The sequence below is a fragment of the Serratia sp. Je.1.23.a genome, assembly GCF_051129805.1.
Taxonomy (GTDB): Bacteria; Pseudomonadota; Gammaproteobacteria; order Enterobacterales; family Enterobacteriaceae; genus Serratia; species Serratia liquefaciens.
In genome coordinates this window covers 167,920-192,624 of record NZ_JBCPSR010000005.1, presented here as the reverse complement: position 1 = coordinate 192,624, position 24,705 = coordinate 167,920, and the positions used below count along the sequence as shown (strand labels likewise).

General features: G+C 55.9%; 19 protein-coding genes and 1 pseudogene. 9 read left to right on the top strand and 11 right to left on the bottom strand.

Going from position 1 to position 24,705, the window contains the following annotated elements; genetic code table 11:
* Positions 1-20: 20 nt before the first annotated feature.
* Complete coding sequence (locus AAZT04_RS18225; protein WP_046372568.1) at positions 21-1,511, top strand: UxaA family hydrolase; 1,491 nt, start codon at positions 21-23, stop codon at positions 1,509-1,511.
* Between the two features lie 57 nt (positions 1,512-1,568).
* Here the strand turns inward: AAZT04_RS18225 and sstT are convergent, their stop codons facing one another.
* From sstT to AAZT04_RS18190, 7 genes are all read right to left on the bottom strand, one after another.
* Complete coding sequence (sstT, locus tag AAZT04_RS18220; RefSeq protein ID WP_020831792.1) at positions 1,569-2,804, bottom strand: serine/threonine transporter SstT; 1,236 nt, start codon at positions 2,802-2,804, stop codon at positions 1,569-1,571.
* Positions 2,805-3,071: 267 nt separating this feature from the next.
* Positions 3,072-4,049: a TerC family protein gene (locus AAZT04_RS18215; RefSeq protein WP_020831791.1), complete on the bottom strand. Its 978-nt coding sequence runs from the start codon at positions 4,047-4,049 to the stop codon at positions 3,072-3,074.
* A 258-nt stretch (positions 4,050-4,307) separates the two neighbouring features.
* Positions 4,308-5,039, bottom strand: coding sequence for a glutamine amidotransferase (locus tag AAZT04_RS18210; protein WP_434681242.1), 732 nt, complete (start codon positions 5,037-5,039; stop codon positions 4,308-4,310).
* 1 nt (position 5,040) lies between these two features.
* The gene (locus tag AAZT04_RS18205) at positions 5,041-6,021 is read right to left on the bottom strand and encodes a Gfo/Idh/MocA family protein (protein ID WP_434681240.1); all 981 of its coding nucleotides are present in this window, start codon (positions 6,019-6,021) and stop codon (positions 5,041-5,043) included.
* Between the two features lie 100 nt (positions 6,022-6,121).
* On the bottom strand, positions 6,122-6,634 hold the full coding sequence (locus AAZT04_RS18200) for a M48 metallopeptidase family protein (protein ID WP_020831788.1): 513 nt from the start codon (positions 6,632-6,634) through the stop codon (positions 6,122-6,124).
* Entirely contained in the window at positions 6,627-6,950 is a 324-nt protein-coding gene (locus tag AAZT04_RS18195; RefSeq protein ID WP_041414990.1) for a HigA family addiction module antitoxin, read from the bottom strand. Before AAZT04_RS18195 ends, AAZT04_RS18200 begins: the two co-directional genes overlap by 8 nt.
* A 13-nt stretch (positions 6,951-6,963) precedes the next feature.
* The gene (locus tag AAZT04_RS18190; protein ID WP_020831786.1) at positions 6,964-7,260 is read right to left on the bottom strand and encodes a type II toxin-antitoxin system RelE/ParE family toxin; all 297 of its coding nucleotides are present in this window, start codon (positions 7,258-7,260) and stop codon (positions 6,964-6,966) included.
* 224 nt (positions 7,261-7,484) lie between these two features.
* Here AAZT04_RS18190 and rlmG point away from each other — a divergent pair, with 224 nt between their 5' ends.
* A complete protein-coding gene (gene rlmG, locus AAZT04_RS18185; RefSeq protein ID WP_020831785.1) occupies positions 7,485-8,624 on the top strand; it encodes a 23S rRNA (guanine(1835)-N(2))-methyltransferase RlmG in 1,140 nt (379 codons plus the stop codon).
* A gap of 44 nt (positions 8,625-8,668) precedes the next feature.
* Here rlmG and AAZT04_RS18180 read toward each other — a convergent pair whose 3' ends face one another.
* Entirely contained in the window at positions 8,669-10,690 is a 2,022-nt protein-coding gene (locus AAZT04_RS18180; protein WP_434681237.1) for an FAD-dependent oxidoreductase, read from the bottom strand.
* A 426-nt stretch (positions 10,691-11,116) separates the two neighbouring features.
* Here AAZT04_RS18180 and AAZT04_RS18175 point away from each other — a divergent pair, with 426 nt between their 5' ends.
* Positions 11,117-12,736 carry an ABC-F family ATP-binding cassette domain-containing protein gene (locus AAZT04_RS18175; RefSeq protein ID WP_129984007.1) on the top strand — a complete coding sequence of 540 codons (1,620 nt, stop codon included), beginning with the start codon at positions 11,117-11,119 and terminating at the stop codon, positions 12,734-12,736.
* 14 nt (positions 12,737-12,750) lie between these two features.
* On the opposite strand, the gene AAZT04_RS18170 is transcribed toward AAZT04_RS18175, so the two are convergent.
* On the bottom strand, positions 12,751-14,235 hold the full coding sequence (locus AAZT04_RS18170; RefSeq protein WP_434681235.1) for a PLP-dependent aminotransferase family protein: 1,485 nt from the start codon (positions 14,233-14,235) through the stop codon (positions 12,751-12,753).
* A gap of 128 nt (positions 14,236-14,363) precedes the next feature.
* Here AAZT04_RS18170 and AAZT04_RS18165 point away from each other — a divergent pair, with 128 nt between their 5' ends.
* From AAZT04_RS18165 to AAZT04_RS18155, 3 genes are read left to right on the top strand one after another with little or no spacing between them, the layout of a single operon-like run.
* Complete coding sequence (locus tag AAZT04_RS18165; protein ID WP_129984005.1) at positions 14,364-15,629, top strand: 4-aminobutyrate--2-oxoglutarate transaminase; 1,266 nt, start codon at positions 14,364-14,366, stop codon at positions 15,627-15,629.
* A 12-nt stretch (positions 15,630-15,641) separates the two neighbouring features.
* A complete protein-coding gene (locus tag AAZT04_RS18160) occupies positions 15,642-17,096 on the top strand; it encodes an NAD-dependent succinate-semialdehyde dehydrogenase (RefSeq protein WP_262033128.1) in 1,455 nt (484 codons plus the stop codon).
* Between the two features lie 58 nt (positions 17,097-17,154).
* Positions 17,155-18,399, top strand: a complete 1,245-nt coding sequence (locus AAZT04_RS18155) for an aromatic amino acid transport family protein (protein ID WP_115060543.1) — start codon at positions 17,155-17,157, stop codon at positions 18,397-18,399.
* A gap of 70 nt (positions 18,400-18,469) precedes the next feature.
* On the opposite strand, the gene yfcF is transcribed toward AAZT04_RS18155, so the two are convergent.
* Entirely contained in the window at positions 18,470-19,105 is a 636-nt protein-coding gene (gene yfcF, locus AAZT04_RS18150; RefSeq protein WP_020831776.1) for a glutathione transferase, read from the bottom strand.
* Between the two features lie 171 nt (positions 19,106-19,276).
* On the opposite strand from yfcF, the gene AAZT04_RS18145 reads away from it, so the two are divergent.
* Positions 19,277-19,993, top strand: coding sequence for an HPP family protein (locus AAZT04_RS18145; RefSeq protein WP_048759997.1), 717 nt, complete (start codon positions 19,277-19,279; stop codon positions 19,991-19,993).
* On the opposite strand, the pseudogene AAZT04_RS18140 reads toward AAZT04_RS18145, so the two are convergent.
* Positions 19,994-20,119 (bottom strand): annotated as a pseudogene (locus AAZT04_RS18140) (aminoglycoside N-acetyltransferase AAC(6')-Ic); the annotation flags it as partial.
* Between the two features lie 341 nt (positions 20,120-20,460).
* On the opposite strand from AAZT04_RS18140, the gene AAZT04_RS18135 reads away from it, so the two are divergent.
* Together AAZT04_RS18135 and AAZT04_RS18130 are read left to right on the top strand one after the other, a co-directional pair.
* Complete coding sequence (locus tag AAZT04_RS18135; RefSeq protein ID WP_434681231.1) at positions 20,461-23,280, top strand: DUF2339 domain-containing protein; 2,820 nt, start codon at positions 20,461-20,463, stop codon at positions 23,278-23,280.
* Entirely contained in the window at positions 23,277-24,668 is a 1,392-nt protein-coding gene (locus AAZT04_RS18130) for a DUF3999 family protein (RefSeq protein ID WP_129984002.1), read from the top strand. The genes AAZT04_RS18135 and AAZT04_RS18130 overlap by 4 nt, the downstream gene beginning before the upstream one ends.
* Positions 24,669-24,705 lie beyond the last annotated feature (37 nt).

Genomic DNA, 24,705 nt, shown 5'->3' with positions numbered 1-24,705 from the left:
CCGCTGCCCGAGGTGGGTTTATGCAAAGCATGGTAAAAATTCATTCGCTGGATAATGTCGCGGTGGCACTGCGCGATCTGGCGGCCGATGAAACGTTGATGCTGGACGGCACGGCAATTCGGCTTGCGCAGCCGGTAGCGCGCGGGCATAAGTTTGCGCTACGGCCGATTGCCGCCGGTGAGGCAATCATCAAATATGGCCTGCCGATCGGCCATGCACTGGAGACGATTGCTTCCGGTGTGCATATTCACTCGCAAAATGCCAAAACCAACCTGAGTGACCTGGACAGCTATCAGTATCAGCCGCAATTTCCCGTATTACCGCCGCAGGCTGCGGATCGGGAAGTACAGCTTTATCGCCGTAGCAGTGGGGAAGTGGGGATCCGCAACGAGCTGTGGATCATACCGACCGTTGGCTGTGTCAACGGCATTGCCCGACAGATCCAGCAGCGTTTCCTCAAGGAAACCCAGGATGCGCAGGGGATCGACGGCGTGCACCTGTTCAGTCATCCGTTTGGCTGCTCCCAACTGGGGCAAGATCATGAGAACACCCGCACTATGCTGCAAAACATGGTGCGCCATCCCAATGCCGGCGCGGTGTTGGTGATTGGCCTGGGGTGCGAGAATAATCAGGTGGATGTTTTCCGCAGTACCTTGGGAGCGGTTGATGATCAGCGGGTGCGCTTTATGGTCTGTCAGCAACAGGACGATGAGGTAGAGGCTGGGTTGGAGCAGCTACATGCGCTGTACCAGGTGATGCGCGATGATCGCCGTCAACCGGGCAAGCTGAGTGAATTGAAATTCGGGCTGGAGTGCGGCGGGTCTGACGGGCTGTCCGGCATCACCGCCAATCCGCTGTTGGGGCGTTTTTCCGACTATCTGATTGCCAACGGCGGCACGACGGTACTGACCGAAGTGCCGGAGATGTTTGGCGCCGAAAGGATCCTGATGAGCCGCTGTCGCGATCGTGCGACGTTCGACAAGACCGTCAGCATGGTTAACGACTTTAAACAGTATTTTATTGCCCATAACCAGCCGATTTATGAAAACCCTTCGCCGGGCAACAAAGCTGGCGGGATCACCACGCTGGAGGAGAAATCGCTCGGCTGCACGCAGAAAGCCGGGCACAGCCAGGTGGTGGACGTGCTCAAATATGGCGAACGGCTGCGGCAACCCGGTTTAAACCTGCTGAGTGCGCCAGGCAATGACGCGGTAGCGACCAGCGCGCTGGCTGGCGCCGGCTGCCATATGGTGTTGTTTAGCACCGGGCGCGGTACGCCCTATGGCGGTTTCGTACCGACGGTGAAGCTGGCAACCAACAGCGAACTGGCGGCGAAGAAGCCGCACTGGATCGACTTCGATGCCGGTCGACTGATCCACGGCACCCCGATGGAAAGTCTGCTGGAGCAGTTTGTCGATCTGATTGTGGCGATTGCCAATGGTCAGCCAGCACGCAACGAAACCAATGATTTCCGTGAGTTGGCGATTTTTAAGAGTGGAGTGACATTGTAAGGCGACAGTCGTAAAAAAGGCGCCCGATCACGAGCGCCTTCTGGAACATTTTGGGGATTAACGTACTTTCAGCGGGTCTTCATCTGCTAAACGCTGATCTTCCGCCTGACAGGCGGCTGCGGTGAACAGCACGTCGGTCGAGGAGTTCAGCGCGGTTTCGGCGGAGTCTTGCAGTACGCCGATGATAAAGCCGACTGCCACCACCTGCATTGCCACGTCGTTCGGAATGCCGAACATGTTGCAGGCTAATGGGATCAGCAGCAGTGAACCGCCTGCCACGCCGGAAGCGCCGCAGGCACAGATAGCCGCGACGACGCTGAGCAGCAACGCCGTGGGCACATCAACCGGGATCCCCAGAGTATGCACCGCCGCCAGCGTCAGCACGGTAATGGTGATGGCGGCGCCAGCCATGTTGATGGTGGCACCCAGCGGGATGGAAACCGAATAGGTGTCTTCGTTCAGATTCAGCTTTTTGCACAGCTCCATATTCACCGGGATGTTGGCGGCTGAGCTGCGGGTGAAGAAGGCGGTCACGCCGCTTTCGCGCAGGCAGGCAAACACCAGCGGATAAGGGTTGCGACGGATTTTCCAGTAAACGATCAGCGGGTTCAGCACCAGCGCCACCAACAGCATACAGCCGATCAGCACCACCAGCAGTTGCGCATAGCCCCAAAGCGCCCCGAAACCGGTATCCGCCAGCGTCGAGGCCACCAGACCGAAAATACCGAGTGGAGCGCAGCGGATCACCGCGCGTACCACCAGGGTGACCGCATGTGACATATCGTTAATCAGCGATTTGGTGGTTTCAGAGGCGTGGCGCAGCGCCAGCCCCAGACCCACGGCCCAGGCCAGAATGCCGATATAGTTGGCGTTAATCAGCGCATGGAACGGGTTGGCGACCACGCTCATCAGCAGGCCTTTCAGCACCTCAATAATGCCGCCCGGCGGGTTGATATCCGCATTGCCGGTCACCAGCGCCAGGTTGGACGGGAACATAAAGCTGACCACTACCGCCACCAGCGCCGCGGCGAAGGTCCCCAGCAGGTAGAGGAACAGGATCGGGCGGATATTGGTTTTTTGCCCGTGCTTGTGGTTGGCGATTGAGGCCATGACCAACACCAACACCAATACCGGCGCTACCGCTTTTAGTGCCCCGACGAACAGGGCGCCAAGCAGGCCCACCGCAGAAGCTGCTGCCGGTGAGATTAACGCCACGATAATCCCGGCCACCAGGCCGATCATGATTTGTTTAACCAGACTGCCCTGTACGATCCTGTGTAGTAAGTTTTGCATAATGCTTTTTCCCGATGATGTTGCGTACAGACTTTGTCACCTCGGTGGGAACGCCACCGGACAACTTTATAGGGATCTGTAACCAAGTGTGTTTGCCGAATCAGTATTCAGTAAAGCCTGGGTATTGGAAAGGGGAGAGGGTGAAATTCTGAGCGCGGATCAACTCTTTATAACATACTGATTACATTTGTGTGATCGCAATAACATTTGGCGTTTGGGGGGAATTGCCAAACAATCGCGGGGCGGCAAGCCGCCCCGACTAACAGATTATGGTGCTTTATGATTGGCCAGACGGTCGTTACGACGGTTAACCCAGGCGTTGATCACCAACGTTAACGTCAGGATACCGGCCACCACGCCGAGCGAAACGCCGATCGGGATATGGAAGAAGTCGATAATCAACATCTTGACGCCGATAAACATCAGGATAATCGACAGGCCGTATTTCAGCATCGAGAAGCGCTCTGCCACGTTAGCCAGCAAGAAGTACATGGCGCGCAGGCCCATGATGGCGAACAGGTTAGAGGTCAGAACGATAAACGGATCCGTGGTCACAGCGAAAATTGCCGGGATGCTATCGACCGCAAAGATCACGTCACTCAGTTCGACCAGGATCAGCACCAGCACCAGCGGCGTAGCGAACAGCAGGCCGTTGCGGCGCACGAAGAAACGTTCACCTTCCAGGTTGTCGGTCATACGCAGGTGGCTGCGCAGCCATTTCACCAGCGGCTTGTCACCAATCGCCGAGTCATCTTCTTTTGCCAGCGCCATCTTGATACCGGTAAACAGCAGAAACGCACCGAACAGGTACAGCAACCACTGGAACTGGGTCACCAGCCAGCTGCCAGCGAAGATCATGATAGTACGCAGCACGATCGCGCCCAGGACGCCAAAAATCAGCACCCGACGCTGCAGGTTGGCCGGAACGGCAAAGTAGCTGAACAGCATCAGCCAGACGAAGACGTTATCGACCGCCAACGCTTTTTCGATTAGATAACCGGTGAGGAAGGCCAACGCCTGGGTGTCGGCGACGGCGCGCCCGGCGGTTTGGTTCAGGTAGTACCAGAAGCCCAGGTTGAACAGCAAAGAGAGGCTGACCCACACCAGCGACCAACTGGCGGCCTGCTTGAGCGTCATGGTGTGTGCGCCTTTGCGGCCTTGCAGCAGTAAGTCGATTGCGAGCATCACAACTATGATGGCGGCAAAGCTGCCCCATAACCAAGGTGTGCCAACGGTATTCATCATCAGAGGTATCCTTCAAAAACAAAAACGGCCAACGTCGGAAGACGCTAGCCGCTCTTATGAACGCTGCAAGCAAACCTCGCCTTCCGGCAAGGTCTCACTTACAACGTTGATGAAGGTGCACTGATCGTGCCCGTTACATCATGTTGCCCGGTAACCGGATGCTTGCGCATCGTAATGACGATTGACCGGCAATGAAGTTACTCCCCTTTGCACGGCAGAAAGTAATGCAAAATATGTCAGCGGTCAACGTTTATTAAGTTACCCGGCCAGGGCTTTTTGCGCGCCGAGGCTGACGACAAATCCCTGCAGCAGCAGCCGACTGAACGGCGTATCGCTAACCCGCTGTTGCTTAAGCTGATACGCAGCCTGCTGCTCTGGATACAGTTCACCGAGCCAGCTCAGATACTGGTGCATCACCGCGCCGTTAAATTCCGGATGGAACTGGGTCGTCAGCACGCGATCGCCATAACTGAGGATCTGATAGGCATCCTGTTGCGACCGGGCCAGCGGCACTGCGCCGGCGGGGGGCGTCAAAACGCTCTGCGAGTGAATCAGATTGGCCTTGAAGCGCGGCGGTAACATCGCCATTCGCCGGTCGTTGGCGGCGGCGGGCAGCAATTCGACGTCCAATGTGCCGACTTCCATACCCTGCGGGTGATAACCGACTTCACCGCCAAGCGCATAGGCCAACAGCTGGTGCCCGTAGCAGGCACCGAAGATCGGCAGTTGGATCTGCATCGCCTGGCGCAGCCACTCGGCGGCTTGCTCGCTCCACGGCAGCCGTTCGGTCACCATCGCCGGTGAACCGGTGATCACCACGCCGGCGTAATTTTGCGGCGGCAGCGGCTGCTCGCCTGCGGGAAGGTGCACGATCTGCACGCGATCGGCATCAATGTTCCCCTGTTGTAAGAACATGCCGTCGAAGTTGGCCTTTTCCCGGCGGATAACCTCTGGGGCATCGCCGGTTTGCATCAGTAATAAGGGTTTCATGTCACTCTCCGTCGGCAGGGAAGACCACGCCGGTCTGGCGGCGAATTTCGGTCAGCAGGCGGGCGATAATCAGTGAATTCTCCAGCCTCGGGTGTTCCACCTGTCGTTTTTCCACCAGATCGGCGAACACCTGTGCCTCATACAGCATGGTATTGATGTGCTGAGGACGGGTCAGATCCTGACGATGGCCGCCGCGTGGGGTCAGCACCACGCCCTGACACTCAGAAATTTTCTCAATCACCAGCGTTCCTTCTTCGCCCTGTATCTCACTGGGAATGTCCGAGTTGCTGACTTTGGAGTGGGAGAGGGTGACGTCGAAATCGCCGTAGTTGAGGCAAGCGGTACCGTGGGCATCCACACCGGTATCCAGCAGCGCCGCGCTGGCAATCACCGATTTCGGTTCGCCGAACAGGGCTACGGCGCTGGCCAGGCAGTAATAGCCAATGTCCATGATTGAGCCGTTGGAAAACTGCGGATTGAAGGTGTTCGGATTCTCGCCGGCCAGATAGCGCGGGTAGCGTGACGAGTATTGGCAGTAGTTGAGGAAGGCTTTGCGCAACCTGCCGATTTGCGGCAACGCCTGTTGCAGGGCCAGGAAATTCGGCAGATGAGCGCTTTTGAAAGCTTCGAACAGCACCACCTGATTTTCACGCGCGCAGGCCACCAGCTTTTCGGCTTCACGCAGGTTGGACACCAGCGGCTTTTCGCAAATCACATGCTTTTTATGGCTGAGGAACAGCAGCGATTGTTGGCAGTGAAGGGCGTTGGGGCTGGCGATGTAAACCGCATCGATGGCATCAGATTGGGCCAATGCTTCAAGGGAATCGAAAAACAGGCTGACGTGGTAGTTGGCGCCAAATTCCTGCGCTTTTTCCAGCCTGCGCGAATAGACGGCGGTCAATTTCAGCTTGCCGCTTTCGTGCGCGGCGTCGATAAAGCGTTCCGTAATCCAGTTGGTGCCCACAACGGCAAAGCGAATCATAGATATCTCCGGTTCCCAGGCGCTGTACCCTATGCGCTTCACGCGTCGCACAGGGTAGAAAGAATCAGATTATCACGGCATTTACAGAAGGCGAATCTCGCTATGCATACAGATCGCCAAACACGGAGAGGTGGGTCAGATACAGCCGGGTGTCGAACTCCAACTGATGGTAATTGGGTTCCATATGGCAGCACAGGCTGTAGAAGGCCTTGTTGTGGTCTTTCTCTTTCAGATGCGCCAACTCATGTACCACGATCATGCGCAAAAACGGCTCAGGCGCCAGCTTGAAGACCGTCGCCACGCGGATTTCCGCCTTGGCCTTCAGTTTGCCACCCTGCACGCGGGAAATGGCGGTGTGCATGCCCAGCGCGTGTTTCATCACCTGAATTTTACCGTCGTAAGCCACCTTGCTCAGCGGTTGAGCGTTGCGCAAATACTGGTTTTTCAGATCGACGGTAAACTGATAAAGCGACTTGTCGGTAGTGCAGTCATGCACTTGCGGATAGCGCTGCAACAGCACATCCCCCAGGCGTCGTTGGTCGATCAGCTGCTGCACCTGGCTTTGCAGATGTTCAGGGTAGCCCTGCAGGTAGGTCAGTTCGATTTCACGCATGAGTAATATTACGCCCCAATATTTCCATAATCGGACGCAGACGCTCGCGCTGTACATTGGCCTGTCGGGCTTCCCAACGGTCGTGGGCCGCTTGCAGGTTTAGCCAGAAATCGGCGGTGGTTTCGAACAGATCGGCGAACAAGTTCGCTTCCGCAACGCTTAGACGACGATGTCCATTGCACAAGCGATTTACCGTGGCACGGGTGACACCCAAGACCTTTGCAAGATCCTCCTGCCCAATGCCCAGCGGTGTTAAATACTCCTCTTGCAGCACTTCCCCCACCGTAGTGGGTTTCCGGCTTGTAGTCTCTAACATAGGTTCTCCGTTGCTAGGTATCTTGGTGCGGATCCAAATAAATCTGCTCAGCCGCATCGTGGCGCCATTGAAACATTAATCGCCATTGAAGATTCACCCGCATGCTGGACCAGCCTTGAAAGGGGCCGGACAGACGTTTGTAATAATTACCGGTCGGGTTATGTAAATCACATTCTTTTTGCGCAGCAGCCAGCATATCGAGTTTTCTGGCCAGTTGGCGCTCAATGGTCGAGGGGATCAAACGATCGCGCCGACCCTCCCTATAGAATTGCGCCAGGTATCCGTCTCGGAACGATGAAATCATTTTCATCCCCATTCCATTGGGTGAATGAGTGTAACATTTAAAGTTACATCAAGTCAGATTAAAAATTGTCCAGTTCAGAATAAGCGGAATGAATGCTATAGCTTTGAGGAGTGAAAAGCGGGATTGGCTTTCCACGATGCGAGTTAATGCGCAATTTATCCGAAAAAACATTTTACTGCCGGACGTTTTTAGGGGATAAACAGCCCAAATTTTATCAGTCAGGAGGGGCAATGAGCCAACTCGATCTGGGAACACAGCAACTTGAGCTGGAACGTTATCCCCAACAGGAAGAATCCACCCAACTGCAGGCGTGGGAAGCGGCGGACGAATATCTGCTGCAACAGCTTGAAAATATAAACATTGGCGATCGTCCGGTGCTGATTTTCAACGACAACTTCGGCACGCTGGCCTGCGCATTGCACGCTTATCAGCCTTACAGCATCAGCGATTCCTACATGAGTCAGTTGGCAACGCGCCATAACCTGAAGCTCAATGAACTGGATCCAGAGCAGGTGACGCTGCTGGACAGCCTGGCCGAACTGCCTGCATCACCGGCAGTGGTGCTGATCCGCATTCCTAAAGCGCTGGCACTGCTGGAACAGCAACTGCGCTCGTTGCGCAACGTGGTGGCGCCGGATACGGTCATTATCGCCGGAGCCAAGGCGCGTGACGTTCACACCTCGACCATGCAGCTGTTTGAAAAGGTGCTTGGCCCAACGCGCACCAGCCTGGCATGGAAGAAAGCGCGCCTGATCCACTGCGAAGTGACGGACATTGTGCCGCCGGCGGCCCCGGAAACCACCAACTGGACGCTGGACGGTACGGATTGGCTTATCCACAACCATGCCAACGTGTTCTCGCGCAGCAATCTGGACATCGGCGCGCGCCTGTTCCTGGAGCATCTGCCGAAGGATCTGGAAGGGCATATTGTCGATCTCGGCTGTGGTAATGGCGTGATTGGCCTGACGGCACTGGCGCAGAACCCGCAGGCTCAGGTGACGTTTGTCGATGAGTCTTATATGGCGGTGGCATCCAGCGAGTTGAACGTAGAGCACAACCTGCCGCAGGATCTGGATCGTTGTCAGTTTGAGGTGAACAACTCACTGGCGGGGATTGAGCGTGAAAGCGTGCAGGCGGTACTGTGCAACCCACCGTTCCACCAACAGCATGCGATCACCGATCACACCGCCTGGCAGATGTTCTGCGACGCCAAGCGTTGCCTGCAGGTCGGTGGCGAGTTGCGCATCGTCGGCAACCGTCATCTGGATTATCACCATAAGCTGAAGCGCCTGTTTGGCAACTGCACCGTTGTGGCATCTAACAAGAAATTTGTGATCCTCAGAGCGGTGAAATCCGGCGCACGTTACTGATTGACCGAGGGGCGCGGTGAATGCGCCCCTCCATGATTAGCGAATTAAAGTGCCATTGCCAGCCGCGTGCCCTGATCGATAGCGCGGCGGGCATCCAGCTCGGCGGCGACGTCCGCACCCCCAATCAAATGCACGGTTTTTCCCATCTCCAGCAGCGGTTGCTGCAGTTCGCGTCTGGGTTCCTGTCCGGCGCAGATAATCACCGTATCCACCGGTAGGCAGCTTTCCTGTTCGGCGCGTGAAATATGCAGGCCTTCATCATTAATGCGTTGGTAGTTCACGCTGTTGAGCATTTTTACACCGCGCATCGCCAGGCTGGTGCGGTGGATCCAACCGGTGGTTTTCCCCAGGCCTTCGCCCACTTTGCTGGTTTTGCGTTGCAGCAGGTAGATCTGCCGAGCAGGGCGGGCAACCACTGGCCCCTGCACCGCCAGCCCGCCGCGTTGGCTAAGCTGGTCATCGATACCCCATTCACGGTTAAATTCCGCCGGATCCAGACTGCTCGACACCCCGTGTTGGCTGAGGTATTCGGCGGTATCGAAGCCGATGCCGCCGGCACCGATAATCGCCACGCGCTGGCCGACCGGCTTTTTATCGCGTAGCACATCCAGATAGGTCAACACTTTGGCGTTGTCGATGCCGGGGATCGCCGGGGTACGCGGCACAATACCGCAGGCAAGGATCACTTCGTCGAACTCCGCCAGATCGGCCGCCGTCACCCAGGTGCCGAGCTTCACATCGACCTCTTGCAGCGTCAATTGGCGACGGAAATAACGCAGCGTTTCATGAAACTCCTCTTTACCGGGGATCTGCTTGGCGATATTGAACTGGCCGCCAATCTGATCGGCGGCATCGAACAGCGTCACCCGGTGGCCGCGGCTGGCTGCGGTGGTGGCAAAGGCCAATCCGGCCGGCCCGGCTCCGATCACCGCCAGCTTTTTCGGCTTCTCCGTTGCCACCAGCGGCATCTCGGTTTCGCGACAGGCTCGAGGGTTCACCAGGCAGGAGGTGAGCTTGCCTTCAAAAATCTGGTCGAGGCAAGCCTGGTTACAACCAATGCAGGTATTGATCTCATCGGCACGCCCTTCGGCGGCTTTCTGCACAAAAGCGGCGTCGGCCAGGAACGGACGCGCCATTGATACCATGTCGGCGCAGCCGTCGGCCAAGACCTGCTCGGCTACCGCCGGGTCGTTGATGCGGTTGGTCGTGATCAGCGGAATGCGTACCTTACCCATTAGCTTGCGGGTCACCCAACTGAATCCTGCTCGCGGTACCATGGTGGCGATGGTGGGGATACGCGCCTCATGCCAGCCAATGCCGGTGTTGATAATAGTGGCCCCGGCTTGCTCAACGGCCAGCGCCAACTGTTCGATTTCCTGCCAACTGGAGCCATCCTCAACCAGATCGAGCATCGAAAGGCGATAAATCAGGATAAATTCGTGGCCGACCGCCTGGCGTACCGCCCGGACGATCTCCACGGCAAAACGCATGCGGTTGCTGAAGCTGCCGCCCCATTGATCATCACGCTGGTTGGTGCGTGCGACCAGGAACTGGTTGATCAGATAGCCTTCGGAACCCATCACCTCGACGCCGTCATAACCTGCCTGTTGAGCTAAAGCCGCGCACTGCGCGAAGTCTGCGATAGTTTGCAGAATGTCCGCTTCGCTCAGTGCGGTAGGAGTAAAGGGATTGATCGGCGCCTGTAGCGCGGAGGGGGCTACCGGCTGCGGCTGGTAGCTGTAGCGACCGGCATGCAGGATCTGCAGCGCAATTTTACCGCCGGCCTTGTGGACGGCGTCGGTGACGATGCGGTGATGGTCGACCTGCTCCGGGTGGCTCAGGGTTGAGCCGCCGCGATAGACCACACCTTTTTCATTGGGGGCGATGCCGCCGGTGACGATCAACGCCACGCCGGCTGCGGCGCGCTCGGCATAGAAAGCGGCCATGCGCTCGGGGCCATTCGGCAGTTCTTCCAGGCCGGTGTGCATCGATCCCATCAGCACCCGATTTTTCAGGGTGGTGAAGCCGAGATCCAGCGGCGCCAGCAGGTGTGGGTAATTGCTCATTGCAGTCTCCATCATTCATCCCCTTCATCTTTCAAGCTGCAGCGTTGTTGGCTGCATTCGCTCACCCCAGTCACCTACCTGAGTAAGCTCCTGGAGACTCGCGAACTTGCTGCCTCGCTGCCGCGTGAAAGCTATTGGGTATGATCTGTAGTTATTATTATGTGCGACCTCAAGTGGTCGGATGAGATAAATCTAGCCGTTGTCTCTGTCGTTGGGAATCTGCGTTGCGCTGAATGTGATAGATGTCATGAATCTGTGCCTCTGTTTGCATGGTGAACAACAAATGGGTTAGCATTTGTTCGTCATAAATTTCCTCTCTCTACGGAGCCATCACCGAAAATGAACACACACGCCTGCTGATATCTTGTCCCACGTTGCGCACACCGGTGCCTTGTGGGGATGTTTTGATTTCATTCAGGAGTGCTTATGGCTCATTTTGCGCAATCCCCTCATTTTGTTTTACATCACCTGATCTGCCAGTTCGCTGACGGCGAAACGCTGTTCGGTCCCTTGGATTTGACTTTCGATCAGCAACGCTGTGGCCTGGTTGGGCGCAATGGCGTCGGCAAAACGCGCTTGCTGCGTTTGATCGCCGGACTGGATCATTCCGGTGGCGGACATGTTGAATCCCATGCATCGCTGGCTTACGTCGCGCAACAGCCGGAGCTCTCCCCACAGACTACGCTGGCCCAACTGCTGGGCTACGGTGAGATATTTGCCGCATTGGCCCGCCTTGAGCAGGGGCAACCGCTGGCGGACGATCTCGATCTTTTGGAAGGTCAGTGGGATCTGCGCGATCGTCTGCAGGCTGCCTTTGTCGCCGCCGGGCTACCGGCGTTCGATGCGCAACGCCCCGTGAGCGATTTGAGCGGCGGTGAACGAATGCGTGCCGCGCTGTGTGGGGCGATACTGAGCAACGCGGATTTTTTGTTGCTCGACGAACCGACCAACCACCTCGACGGCCGGGGCCGCGACTGGCTGTATCAACAGGTGGAACAGTGGCGTGGGGGCTTGCTGGTGGCCAGCCACGATCGGCAGCTGTTGGCGCGTATGCAGCGCATTGTCGAACTGACGCCGGGCGCACTGCACAGCTACGGCGGCAACTACGACGACTATCGCCGCCAGCGTGATTTGGATCAGCAGGCCGCACGAGCCGGGCTGGAACACGCGCGCCAGGAACGTCGGCGCACCCGGGCCCGGCAGCAGAAAGAACACGACATCAGCCAACGGCGCTCTGCGCAAACGCTGAAAACCGTCGATACGCTCAATATCGCGTCTTTTGAGCGTGTGGCCTACAAAGCGGCGGCCAAAGAAAGCCTCGGCACGCTGCGCAAGCAGCATCAGGACCAGAAGGATGCCCTCGATGCCGCCGTGCGCGATGCCTATCAGCGGGTGGAAGACGACTGCCCGGTGATGCTCACCCTGCCGGGCAGCGCCGTGGTAGCGGGCAAGCAGGTGCTGGTACTCGAACAGTTGGAACTGCCTTTTATCACCATGCCGCCGCTGAATTTTCGCATTGATGGCCCGATGCGCGTGGCGCTGACCGGCCCAAATGGCTGCGGAAAATCCACGTTGCTGAAGGTGATCCTGGGGCAGTTGGCGGCCAAAGCGGGGAGTTGTCACTGCCCACTGTCGACGGCTTACCTCGATCAAACCCTTTCACAGCTCGATCTTTCGCTTTCTGTGGTTGAACATCTGGGGCTGCAGGATTCACCGCTCAATGAGGGGACGGTACGCAGTCAATTGGCGCAGTTGCAGCTAAACGCCGAACGCGTACTGTTGCCGATGGCGGTGCTGAGCGGCGGCGAACGACTGAAGGCGGCGCTGGCCTGCATGCTGTGGCGTCGGGAACCGGCGCAGTTGTTGTTGCTGGATGAGCCGACTAACCATTTGGATCTGGCGTCGTCACTGGCAATCGAGGCTTCGCTGGCCAGCTTCCCCGGCGCGATGCTGGTGGTTTCTCATGATGAAAACTTCCTGCAGGCGCTGAAATTGACCCATCGTTTGCAGTGGCAGGCGGGGGAATGGCACCTCCAGAGCTTATGAAGCTCATTCGTGCCTTAGGGCTGCCTTCTGTTTTCAGGGGGGATGCACTCCAACAGCAGGGTAAAAGCGGCGGCCATCTGCTCTTCTGGTACGCAGGCAAAGCCCATCAGCAGGCCGCGGCGATGGTTGGGCAACATGTAGTACCGCGACAGCGGCCGTACCAGTACGCCACGCGTATTGGCTGCGGCGGCAATTGCCACATCGTCCGCCTGGTCCGGCAGGTTGAGGATCAGGTGCAGCCCGGCATTGTTATTGAATTCACTCAGGGACTGCTTACCCAGATGCTGCTCGATAAGACCGGTTAGGAAGGCGCGCCGCCGGGCATACAGCAGGCGCATGCGGCGGATATGTGCGCTGTAGTGGCCTTCCTGAATAAACTGCGCCAGCGCGGTCTGGATCAGCAAATGGCCGCCGCGATACAGCTCTGCATGTGCGGTTTTCAGCGCCGCCATCAGCGGTTTCGGCAACACCACATAACCCAGTCGCAGCGCCGGATACAGCGTTTTGCTGAAGGTGCCGATATAGATCACCGGCGCGTCGGCTTCCAAGCCCTGCAACGCCGGGATCGGCTGACCGGAAAAGCGAAACTCGCTGTCGTAGTCATCTTCAACAATCCAACTGCCGGCGTTGCGCGCCAAGGCCAATAACCGTTGCCGACGCGCCAGGCTCATCACCGATCCCAGTGGGTACTGGTGCGACGGCGTGACGAAAATCAGCCGCGGCGCCTCGGTAGGCTGTTCCGGTGGCACCATACCGGCTTCATCCACCGCCAACGGGCAGATATTCACGTCGTTCATCCGCAGGATATTGCGGATCCCCCAATAGCCCGGTTCTTCAATCCATGCGTCGTCGCCCGGATTACACAGCAGGCGCGTCACCAGATCTATCGCCTGATGGATGCCTTCGGTAATCAGAATTTGCTCTGGCGAACAGCGTACCGAGCGCGCTACGCGCAGATAGTCCACCAGCGCATGCTGCAGCTCCGGACTGCCGCCCTGGTTGCTGTAGGTCAACTTCTGCGGGGCCGGACGACGGCTGATACGCGCCTGGATCTTGCTGAATAACTGGTGTGGGAAAGCATTGACGTCAGGCACGCCGGGGATAAAGGCGCCCCACTGTTTGGGGCTGGCGCTGGCGTGGTGCAGCAGGGTGGCACCGCGCGCTGACAGTTCAATCCGCCGCTGTTCCCCGTCACTGCCTGCTGGCGTGCTGACGGTGGATAAACAGCTGTCCGGGACGGTTTCGGCGACAAATGTGCCGCTTCCGGCGCGCGCCAGGATATAGCCTTCCGCCAAGAGTTGTTCATAAACGGTTAACACAGTGTTACGAGAGAGGCTGAGCTCCTGGGCTAAATCCCGTGAGGCGGGCAGGCGGCTGGAGGGCGGCAGGCTACCGTCCAAAATGCTGGTGCGGATCGCATTATACAGCCGCTTATGCAGCTTATCATCCGGCTGTTCGCCAAGACGTTGCAACAGCAGGTCACCACTCAGTGAGCGCAATTGGATCCCTCAATTAATCGTAACTGGCTCTCGATTATAGGGCCACATCCTGTGTAAATAAACGTCATTGTTTCACGAATGTGAACAAACCGTTTAGCTGGCACCGACTACCGACTGGAGAGAACAACATGAAAAACGCAGAATTGAATCAACGTCGTCAGGATGCCACCCCACGTGGGGTCGGCGTGATGTGCGGCTTTTACGCCGAACGCGCCGAGAACGCCACGCTGTGGGATGTCGAAGGGAATGAAGTTATCGATTTTGCCTCCGGTATCGCCGTGTTGAATACCGGACACCGTCACCCGAAGGTGATCGCTGCCATTGAGAAGCAGCTGAAGGCCTTCACCCATACCGCTTACCAGATTGTCCCTTACGAAAGCTACGTTTCGCTGGCCGAGCGCATCAACCAGCGTGCGCCGATCGAAGGACCATGTAAAACCGCGTTCTTCACCACGGGGGCGGAAGCGGTAGAGAACGCCGTCAAAATTGCCCGCGCCCACACTGGCCGTCCGGGTCTGATCACCTTCGGCGGCGGCTTCCACGGCCGCACCTACATGACCATGGCGCTGACCGGCAAAGTGGCGCCTTACAAACTGGGCTTCGGGCCATTCCCGGGCTCGGTGTTCCACGGCCAGTATCCGAATGCGCTGTACGGCGTGACCACCGAAGATGCGATGAACAGCCTGGAGCGTATCTTTAAAGCGGATATCGATCCCAAGCAGGTTGCGGCCATCGTGCTGGAGCCGGTGCAAGGTGAAGGTGGTTTCAACGTCGCACCGGCCGAGTTTATGCAGGCGTTGCGCACCTTGTGCGACGAACACGGCATTTTGCTGATTGCCGACGAAGTGCAAACCGGTTTTGCCCGTACCGGCAAGCTGTTTGCCATGGATCATTACAACGTCAAACCCGATCTGATCACCATGGCGAAAAGCCTGGCGGGCGGCATGCCGTTGTCGGCCGTAGCCGGTCGTGCAGAGGTGATGGATGCCCCGGCACCGGGCGGGCTGGGTGGCACCTATGCCGGTAACCCGCTGGCGGTGGCGGCAGCGCTGGCGGTGCTGGATGTGATTGAAGAAGAGCAACTGTGCCAACGTTCTCAACGCCTGGGCCAGCATCTGGTGGAGGTGCTGCAGCAGGCACGCCAGAGCAGCCCGGCGATTGCGGATATTCGTGCGCAGGGTTCGATGGTGGCGGTAGAGTTCAACGATCCCAAGACCGGCAAACCCTCGGCCGAGATCACCCGCCAGGTGCAACAGAAAGCGCTGGAAGAAGGCCTGCTGCTGCTGAGCTGCGGTGTTAACGGCAACGTGATCCGCTTCCTGTACCCACTGACCATTCCTGAAGACCAGTTCACCAATGCGCTGGGCATTCTTTCCCGCGCGCTGGCTCAATAAGGAGTGACCGGTATGAAATTGAATAACCCCGAGCTGCTGCGCAGCCAGTGCCTGATTAACGGCGAGTGGTGCGATGCGCTGAGCGGTAAACGTGAAGCGGTCATCAATCCGGCGACCGGCGTTGAGCTGGCCAGTATTCCGTTAGTCAGCGGCGAAGAAACTCAACAGGCGATTAACGCTGCGCAGGTTGCGCAGCAAGGTTGGAAACAACTGACCGCCAAACAGCGTTCCGCTCTGATGCTGACCTGGGCCGACAAGGTGCTGGCGGCGCAGGAAGATCTGGCCCAGTTGATGACCGCGGAGCAGGGCAAATCGCTGGCGGAAGCGCGCGGTGAAGTGGCCTATGCCGCATCGTTTATCACCTGGTTTGCTGAAGAAGCCAAGCGAGTGGACGGCGCGGTACTGCAAGCGCCGCAGGCTTCACAACGTCTGGTGGTGGTAAAACAGCCCATCGGCGTTTGTGCGGCGATCACTCCGTGGAACTTCCCGGCGGCGATGATCACCCGCAAGGTGGCGCCGGCGCTGGCGGCAGGTTGCGCAATTATCGTTAAACCGGCCGAACAAACGCCGCTGACCGCGCTGGCGTTGGGCAAGCTGGCGCAGGACGCCGGCATTCCGGCGGGGGTGCTGCAGATCGTGACCGGCGATGCCGCTCAGGTGGGTAAAGTATTGTGTGACAGCCCGGTGGTGCGCAAGTTGAGCTTTACCGGTTCGACCGAGGTCGGCCGCATTCTGATGGCGCAGTGCGCGCCAACCATCAAAAAGCTATCGCTGGAGCTGGGCGGCAATGCGCCGGTGATCGTTTTCGACGACGCCAATCTGGACGCGGCCGTGGCGGGCATTATGGCCTCCAAATTCCGCAATAGCGGCCAGACCTGCGTCTGCGCCAACCGCATCTACGTGCAGGACGGTATCTATGACCGGCTGGTGGATAAGCTGGTGGTGGCGGTCGAGCAACTGAAGGTCGGTGACGGCAGTCAGGCGGGCACCACTCAGGGCCCGTTGATTGACCAGGATGCGGTGGAAAAAGTGCAGAGCCATATCGACGATGCATTGATCAAGGGCGCGCAAATCGCTATCGGCGGTCAGCCGCACGAACTGGGTCGCACCTTCTTCCAGCCTACGGTGGTGACTGGCGTGACGCAGAAAATGCGCTTCGCCAAAGAGGAAACCTTTGGCCCGGTGGCACCGCTGTTCCGTTTCCATGACGAGGCGGAAGCTATCGCCATGGCCAACGATACCGAGTTCGGGTTGGCCGCCTATCTGTTCACGCAGAGCGCCTCGCGTCAATGGCGAGTGCCGGAGGCGTTGGAATACGGCATGGTCGGCATCAATACCGGGCTGATTTCTAATGAAGTGGCACCTTTTGGCGGCGTGAAGCAGTCAGGGCTCGGACGTGAAGGATCGCGTTACGGGATTGAAGAATATCTGGAGCTGAAATACCTGTGTATCGATGTGAGCTGTTAACCCCTGGGAAATTAACCAACCCCGGTGGCCAGCGCCGCCGGGAGCCAAAGGATGCTGCATGTCTTCTGAAAACATCTCTATTTCTCCGGCGCTTGCCGCCGGGGTGCGAACGCCTGCACCCGCCAAATCACTGAGTTTCCTCGAAGGGGTGGCGATGATTGTCGGCACCAACATTGGCGCCGGCGTGCTGTCCATCGCCTACGCCTCCAGCAAGGCCGGTTTTCTGCCGCTGTTGTTTTGGCTGGTGCTGGTGGGCAGTCTGACCACTATCACCATGCTGTACGTTGCTGAATCTACCCTGCGTACCCGTGCCCATCTGCAATTGAGCGGACTGGCGAAACGTTATGTCGGCGGTATCGGTGCCTGGCTGATGTTTGCTTCGGTTTGCGTTAACAGCATTGGGGCGTTGACCGCCTACATGAGCGGCAGCGGCAAACTGTTGCAGTCCCTGTTCGGCATTTCCCCGGCGATAGGCAGCCTGCTGTTTTTCGTACCCGCTGCGGGGGTCTTGTACCTGGGATTAAAGGCGATTGGCCGCGGGGAGAAGTTTATCAGCATCGGCATGGTGGTCATGCTGAGTGCGCTGGTGGCGGCCACGCTGCTCAAAGACACCACCCAGATGCGCAACCTGCTGGACGGTGACTGGCGCTTTATGGTGCCGGTATTCAACGTGGTGGTGTTCTGTTTCTCTGCGCAGTATATCGTGCCGGAAATGGCGCGCGGTTTTTCGGACAAGCCGGAACAACTGCCCAAGGCGATTATGGTCGGAATGGCCGTGACCTTTGTGCTGCTGGCGGCGGTGCCGATGTCGGTGATTGCGCTCAGCGGGCTGAATAACATTTCTGACGTGGCGACCATTTCATGGGGCCAGGCGTTAGGGCAGTGGGCCTTCTTCTCCGCCAATATTTTTGCCCTGTGCGCGATGCTGACTTCTTACTGGGGCCTCGGCGGCAGCTTCCTGACCAATATTTTCGACCAGTTCAGGCTGGGCAACGACGAACAGCCACTACGCCGTTTCGGCGTGCTGATGCTGGTGGTGCTGCCGCCGTTCGCGCTGGCCTACAGCGGGTTGGTGTCATTCGTTAACGCGCTCTATTTCGCCGGGGTTTTCAGCGGGGTGATTTTGTCGATTATGCCAATGCTGATCCTGCGTGGGGCGCGCAAGCATGGCGACCAGACACCACGTTGGCAGTGTAACTGGATAACCCACCCGCTGTTGCAGATCTGCATCGTGTTGCTGTATCTGGCCAGCGCGGTGTATGCCATCGCGTCGCTGTTAGGCTATCTGCCCGCGGGATGGTGATTTGCCTTCCCTCAAGAAGTGATGTTATTTCTCAGTTGAGAACGGCGGCGTCGTGGCCGCCGATTTTTTATCACCCGCGCATTTTCTCTGGCAGCGCCAACCAGGCCTGCACGGAAGGCCGTTGCCACTGTTTGTGAGCGTAGTGGCGAATATTTTCCGGTACCGGATCGCCATGTATTACCAGCCGATTCAGCATCAAAGCCAAATCGGTGTCGGCAATGCACCATTCCCTGAACAGATTATCCTGGCCGTGACTCAGCAGCTTTTCGACGGCGGCAATCAACTTGTTGGCGGCACCCTGCGCGGCGTTGGACAGCGGAGGAAACTTGCCGTTAATGAACACTGCCTCGGTCGGCCGCTCGGCGCGTAGCTGTAGCAGATCGCTGCGCAGCCATGCCTGAACTTCGCGGGCTTTGGCACGGTGTTTTACATCGCGTGGGTACACCGGATGGGCAGGATGGATCTCATCCAGGTACTCATCAATCGCCGAGGACTCCGAAAGCTGAAACTCACCGACCACCAGCGTTGGCACCCGGCGCGTCAATGACAGGGCCGCGTAGGCCGGCTCATGGTTTTTCCCCTGCGACAAATCGACCGGCTTCACGGTGAAGGGAATGCCTTTTTCCGTCAGGGTGATAAACGCCGACATGGCATAAGGGCTGAAAAATTCGGCGTCGGTATAGAGTTCGGCAATCGGCTGAGACATTGGGTTTTCCTCAAGGCAAAGGGAGGCGAACTTTGATAATTGACGAGGAGTGGCTAAAGATCAATCTGTTAGCCGAAAGTTATTTTCGTAATGAAAAGCGCGGCGAGCGGCGACGCCTGGCGTTGTGATATATTTGTTGCCATTAAGTTGAATTTGGCAGCACGAAGTAACATGAAAATGCCGTTGTTGGAAAGAGTGAAAGTAGGGTGCGCACGTTTGTGGCCGCATCCATTGGCGGTGGGCAAAAAAGAGATTTTGCTTTCCAGCGTCGGTGCCGGGCTGGGGCTGATGATTGCCGGCTGGATCAGCCATTTTGTTCTGGGCGAGGTAAACCTGTGGTTTATCGCCCCGATGGGAGCATCGGCCGTATTGCTGTTTGGCGTGCCGAATAGCCCGTTGGCGCAGCCCTGGTCGATCGTGGGCGGCAATATGTCGGCGGCGGCAGTGGGGGTCAGCACCAGTTTGCTGATTGCCGACCCGGGGCTGGCTTGCGGGGTGGCGGCCGCACTGGCGATTGGCTTGATGTTTAAGCTGCGTTGCCTGCACCCGCCCGGTGGCGCGGTGGCGCTGACCGCCATTCTCGGTGGCCCGGGTATTCATCAACTGGGCTATAGCTTTGTGCTGTACCCGGTGCTGCTGAACTCGGTGCTATTGGCGCTGCTGGCGATCGTCTTCAATAACCTGGCCGGGCGACGCTACCCGCACCCTTTGGCGCCGACCGAGGCGAAGCCGGCTAATCTGCCGATTGATGCGGTGTCTATCACCCGCGCCGATCTGCACGAGGCGCTGATGCAGGGCGAACTGTTTGATATCGACGAGGACGATCTGCAGGAAATCCTGCTGCGTGCCGAACAGCTAGCGCATCAACGCCAGAGCGGCACCGCCTGATTAAGCCAGCGTTTTGCGATAGAACACCACGCGCTCCGTTTCGCCAAAGCCCAACGCCGCATGCCGGCGCTGGGCTTTGAGATTGGCGATGTCGGTATTGGGCGCCAGCTCACCGCCCGCTGTTTGGTTCCGATTGGCAATGAAGTTCATATCTTATTTTTAGCATGGTATTAGCTGGGGATATTATTGAGTGAAACGGAATTGAAAGGTGAGTTTTATTCTAGTGTCTCTGTTTTTTATCCATTACTTTATGTGAATAGTGATTTCTGCTCATCTTGGTTGTTGTATTGAATGAGAAGCGAATTGATAAAGTTTTATAGATCAAAAAATATGTACTAGCAGAGCATGAAATAATACTTAATTAAAATAAATATTGATCTACATGCCAAGAGTTTTATCGAGCCGTTGTTGCGAGCCATTTTTTGATGTAAGAGTGTTGTCACAATAGATAAGTTAAAGGCCGTGCCATGGATGGATTGGTTTTTATCGCAGGATTGGCGTTGTTATTGTGTCTGATAGTCTTGCCTATTTCGGTGGTTATATCGCTGGGACGAGGTAAGCGTAACCAATATGACATAGAGCAACTGACACTCACCGTAACTGAACTACGACAGCAGGTAGATTGCTTCACAAGCGCCAAAACTGAGCACCTACGACCGGACGGTGCACCTTTGAATCACCCCGTGTCGGCGGAGAAAACGGATTATGTTTATCCGAAGACTCCAGGTGCCATTGCTGATGTTGGTATTGCAGTACAAAAAATATCTCTTCCGACTGGTCAGGAACGTATTGAACCTGAAGCTCAGACCGCATCCTGGCTTCAGTCAAAGCCAATTCAGATCCTTGATGAGCCTGAAGCTCAGACCACAGCTTGGCTTCAGTCAAAGCCAATAGAGTCAAAACCTAAGGTTGATAACTATGAGGAGATAAAAGACCGTTTGTTCGGTGGGCTATTTGCTTGGTTCATGCAGGGTAATCCGCTAGCAAAACTAGGGATCATGCTGCTGTTCTTTGGGGTGGCTTATTTGCTGAAATACACCGTTGAACGAGACATGTTACCCATAGAGTTCAGACTGATAGGGGCAGCCGCGACAAGCGGGATACTACTATGGTTTGGTTGGCGCCTACGTCTTAAACGAAACTTGTATGCGTTGATCTTGCAAGGGGGAGCCATTGGGACCCTCTATATCACCGTGTTTGGCGCATTTCGGCTTTACCAGCTTTTGCCGCATATGTTGGCGTTTGGGCTGATGTTGGTCATCTGCGCTGCTAGCGTGGGTTTAGCTGTATTACAACGCGCACCTAGCCTAGCGATACTTGCCAGTTTTGGTGGCTATCTTTCACCTCTGCTGCTTTCCACCGGTAGTGCAAATTATGTCGCGCTATTCTCTTATTATTTGTTGCTCTCACTGGGTATTTTAGCCATCAGCATTTGGCAGTCGTGGCGGCCGCTTAACCTTCTGGGTTTTATTTTCACATTTGGCATTGCCGGGGGTCGGGGTGTTAATCATTACTCTCATGAATATTATCTGGTGTGTCAACTTCTCCTAATTGCCAATATTATGATTTTTGGCGTGCTTTGCCTTGCTTTAGCCCTACGCTCAAAATTATCTGACAAAGACGAGATGGTTATTGATAGTGTGCTGTTGTTTGGCACACCGCTGATAGGTTTTGGTATTCAGTATTGGATCACTCGCCAGTGGGAGTTTGGCCCGGCATTTTCTGCGCTTGGCTTTGGTTTATTATATTTGCTTCTGGCTTGGGTTGCATTGAAACGCCATTTATCTACAGGAAAGGTGTTGGCGATTTCTTGGTTAGCGTTGGGGTGTGTGTTTACCACACTGGCTATCCCACTAGCGTTGTCAGCGCAATGGACATCAATGGCCTGGGCTTTGGAAGGGGTTGGAATTCTATGGCTCGGCCGTATGCAGCAGCAAATCCGCGTAAGCCTCAGTGGTTCCGGATTATTGGTACTGGCGTTGGCTTCTGCTGTAGTAGCTTGTCATGCCGGCGTGTCGACACTGTCCTTCACCCTGGTATTCGCTGTATTAGCCTTCACCTGGCTCGTAGTGGCATTTATTTGGCGTGAATGGGAGTCGGCAGCAGAAGTCGGATCGAGTATCAGCTGGATTTTCCTGTTCGGAGGGATCTGTCTCTGGTTAGTCTGTCTTTTGGGTTTTGTCGCACGCTTGCTCCTGGTAGCCGATCAAACTGCTCTCCTGGCATTGGTATTAGTGACGTTATCTGTGGCGGCTTGGCGTTACGTGGCGCAAAGAATGGCGTGGTTTGAATTGGGCTACAACGTCTGGCTGCTGTGGCCAGCAATGTTGGCCACGTTGTTTTTCCAAATGAGGTCTTGGGATTCATTGTTGGCATCCGGTTGGTTAAACCTTGTATGGCTGATGACCTTGCCATTGGCGTATTGGTTGTTGAAACGAGATGCCAGTTCCTTGCGGTTACCTTATTTGGAGCAAGGTTTGCATCTTTCGCTGTTCTGGATGGTGTTGTTAGCTCTGGGTTATGAGGTATTTTGGCGTACTGCGCGTTTGCCATGGGGAATGGATGAATGGCGTTTTGGCCTGCAGGTGAGCGTTATCTCACTGATCATTTTGGCCACACATAGCGCGCTTCGCAGACAATATTGGCCGTTTGTAGCACACCGGCGACTTTATGGCGGTATTGCCCTTGCCCCACTAATCTTATTAACCCTCTTGTTCTTATTTATAGGCAACATGTCTGATGGTGTTAGTGCCGATTGGCTGTATTTACCTTTGTTAAATCCATTAGAGGAAGGAGCTGGTTTCGCGTTTTTGGCAATGGTTACCCAAGGGATGTTTGTCCGTACGGAATTCCCCGAATACCGTTCCAGAATGAGGCTTGCACTGTTGCTATTTATCGTTGCCGTTTTGTTTTGGTGGGGTAATGGCATACTGCTTCGGATATTGGCTTTTTACGCAAAAATTGCCTGGCGGGGGGATGCACTCTGGGCTTCTCACCTGGTTCAGACATCGTTCTCGTTAATCTGGATGCTAGCTGCGTTGATTACTATGCTGTGGTCAACTCGCCATCAACGGCGTGAGGTGTGGTTCAGTGGGGCCGGTTTGTTAGGTGTTGTTATCCTTAAACTGATCTTTGTGGACAGTGCGCAGCACGGGGGATTGGCTCGTGCGGTTTCGTTTATCGGTGTAGCGATACTGGTTTTGATCGTGGGATATTTTTCTCCACTTCCCCCAAAAACGAAGAACAAGAAGGGATTCAATATGGATAGTGAGCGAGGGAATGTATGAATATAAAAATAACTAGCCGGTTATTTTGTGTTTTTTTTTGCCTGGCCGGGACGGCACAGGCTCAACAGAGCCCGATTAGCGAAAAAACTCAAGATTTCGCATATGGTTTGCCGTTAACGACCGAAAGTCGGGATCCGTTTTTCCGAATTGAACTGCCAGAGGCGGTTTATACCGAAACGGTGTGGCCGGATATGCGTGACGTTCGGGTGTTCAATAGCCAGGGGCAATCAGTAGCGTTTGCGCTGACAGCGAATACGATTACTCAGAGTGACAGTCAGACTTACTCTCTTAGGCTGTTTCCGATGAAGAGTAAAAAGACGACTCTGCTGGAGCAAGAGGTGATTTCGTTAAAATCGGCCGGGGGGGTAGAAATTATATTGCCAATTGATAGCGACCAACAAATGGGTAACGCCTATTTGTTGGAGGTGCCTCAGTACGATGGTAGCAGTCCATCCCTTACCCAGTTAAAGCTGACCTGGGAGCGTCAGCCTGAAAATTGGCAGTCACGTGTGAGTATTATGTACAGCCATGATTTAAATGAATGGATGAGTGGTGTTGATGATGCGCCTTTGATGGATTTAGTATCCAGTACCGATCGGCTGTTGCTGAATACTATTGATCTTGATAATGGCAGGTATTATTCCCAAATTCGTTACTTATTATTGGTGTTCAACGATGATCAAATGGCTCCGGGCCTGAAAATCCTTTCCGCGGAGGGGATTGCTGCTTCTCATCGAACGGATCAACAAAGGATCACCTTGCCGTTCAGCTCGAAAGCCATTTCGACGAGCGAAGCTGAATATACCTGGTCAAATCCTCAACCGCTTAACAATATCAGCGTGCGGCCTACACAAAGCAATACTGTATTACCACTTGAGATTGAATACCGTAGTAAAGCGAATGACCGTTGGCAGCCTTTAGTTAAGCGGGTTGTTTACTCGGTGAATGATCGCACTGCTGAAGCGATCCCACTGAAGGATTTGTTGGTGCAAGGCATCCGCTTGAAGGGGATCAACCAACAATGGAATGATCATATGCCAGAGGTTGTAGCGGAACGAGACAGAAAAACGATAGTTTTCAATGCTCAAGGAACGCCTCCTTTCCTGCTGGCGTGGGGAAATAAAGCGGCTCAGCATCAGGCTATCTCGTTAGATGAGCTGATCCCTGCTGCATTACGAAAATCAGTGTCTGTTAACGACCTGCCATTGGTGGGGTTTCAATCCAGGGTCATTCTGGGGGGAAACGAGCGTTTGAATGCGATGGATGCCAGTGAGGTTATCAGCGCGTGGAAAAAAGGCCTGCTTTGGTTACTGTTAGTGTTTGGGGCCGGGGCGCTGCTGTTGCTCGCCTTGCAGGTGTGGAAAGAGGTACGGCATACCCCTGAGTAAGGAGATGGTTCGCCCATTTTTAAATGGCGAATTTCAA

What these genes read in the sequence shown, in the direction of transcription:
- AAZT04_RS18215 (WP_020831791.1), bottom strand. Translation starts at nt 4,049, where the DNA reads ATGATGAATACCGTTGGCACACCTTGGTTATGGGGCAGCTTTGCCGCC.
- AAZT04_RS18205 (WP_434681240.1), bottom strand. Translation starts at nt 6,021, where the DNA reads ATGATTCGCTTTGCCGTTGTGGGCACCAACTGGATTACGGAACGCTTT.
- AAZT04_RS18180 (WP_434681237.1), bottom strand. Translation starts at nt 10,690, where the DNA reads ATGAGCAATTACCCACACCTGCTGGCGCCGCTGGATCTCGGCTTCACC.
- sstT (WP_020831792.1), bottom strand. Translation starts at nt 2,804, where the DNA reads ATGCAAAACTTACTACACAGGATCGTACAGGGCAGTCTGGTTAAACAA.
- AAZT04_RS18145 (WP_048759997.1), top strand. Translation starts at nt 19,277, where the DNA reads ATGAAAATGCCGTTGTTGGAAAGAGTGAAAGTAGGGTGCGCACGTTTG.
- AAZT04_RS18135 (WP_434681231.1), top strand. Translation starts at nt 20,461, where the DNA reads ATGGATGGATTGGTTTTTATCGCAGGATTGGCGTTGTTATTGTGTCTG.
- AAZT04_RS18155 (WP_115060543.1), top strand. Translation starts at nt 17,155, where the DNA reads ATGTCTTCTGAAAACATCTCTATTTCTCCGGCGCTTGCCGCCGGGGTG.
- yfcF (WP_020831776.1), bottom strand. Translation starts at nt 19,105, where the DNA reads ATGTCTCAGCCGATTGCCGAACTCTATACCGACGCCGAATTTTTCAGC.
- AAZT04_RS18165 (WP_129984005.1), top strand. Translation starts at nt 14,364, where the DNA reads ATGAAAAACGCAGAATTGAATCAACGTCGTCAGGATGCCACCCCACGT.
- rlmG (WP_020831785.1), top strand. Translation starts at nt 7,485, where the DNA reads ATGAGCCAACTCGATCTGGGAACACAGCAACTTGAGCTGGAACGTTAT.
- AAZT04_RS18210 (WP_434681242.1), bottom strand. Translation starts at nt 5,039, where the DNA reads ATGAAACCCTTATTACTGATGCAAACCGGCGATGCCCCAGAGGTTATC.
- AAZT04_RS18200 (WP_020831788.1), bottom strand. Translation starts at nt 6,634, where the DNA reads ATGCGTGAAATCGAACTGACCTACCTGCAGGGCTACCCTGAACATCTG.
- AAZT04_RS18195 (WP_041414990.1), bottom strand. Translation starts at nt 6,950, where the DNA reads ATGTTAGAGACTACAAGCCGGAAACCCACTACGGTGGGGGAAGTGCTG.
- AAZT04_RS18225 (WP_046372568.1), top strand. Translation starts at nt 21, where the DNA reads ATGCAAAGCATGGTAAAAATTCATTCGCTGGATAATGTCGCGGTGGCA.
- AAZT04_RS18190 (WP_020831786.1), bottom strand. Translation starts at nt 7,260, where the DNA reads ATGAAAATGATTTCATCGTTCCGAGACGGATACCTGGCGCAATTCTAT.
- AAZT04_RS18175 (WP_129984007.1), top strand. Translation starts at nt 11,117, where the DNA reads ATGGCTCATTTTGCGCAATCCCCTCATTTTGTTTTACATCACCTGATC.
- AAZT04_RS18130 (WP_129984002.1), top strand. Translation starts at nt 23,277, where the DNA reads ATGAATATAAAAATAACTAGCCGGTTATTTTGTGTTTTTTTTTGCCTG.
- AAZT04_RS18160 (WP_262033128.1), top strand. Translation starts at nt 15,642, where the DNA reads ATGAAATTGAATAACCCCGAGCTGCTGCGCAGCCAGTGCCTGATTAAC.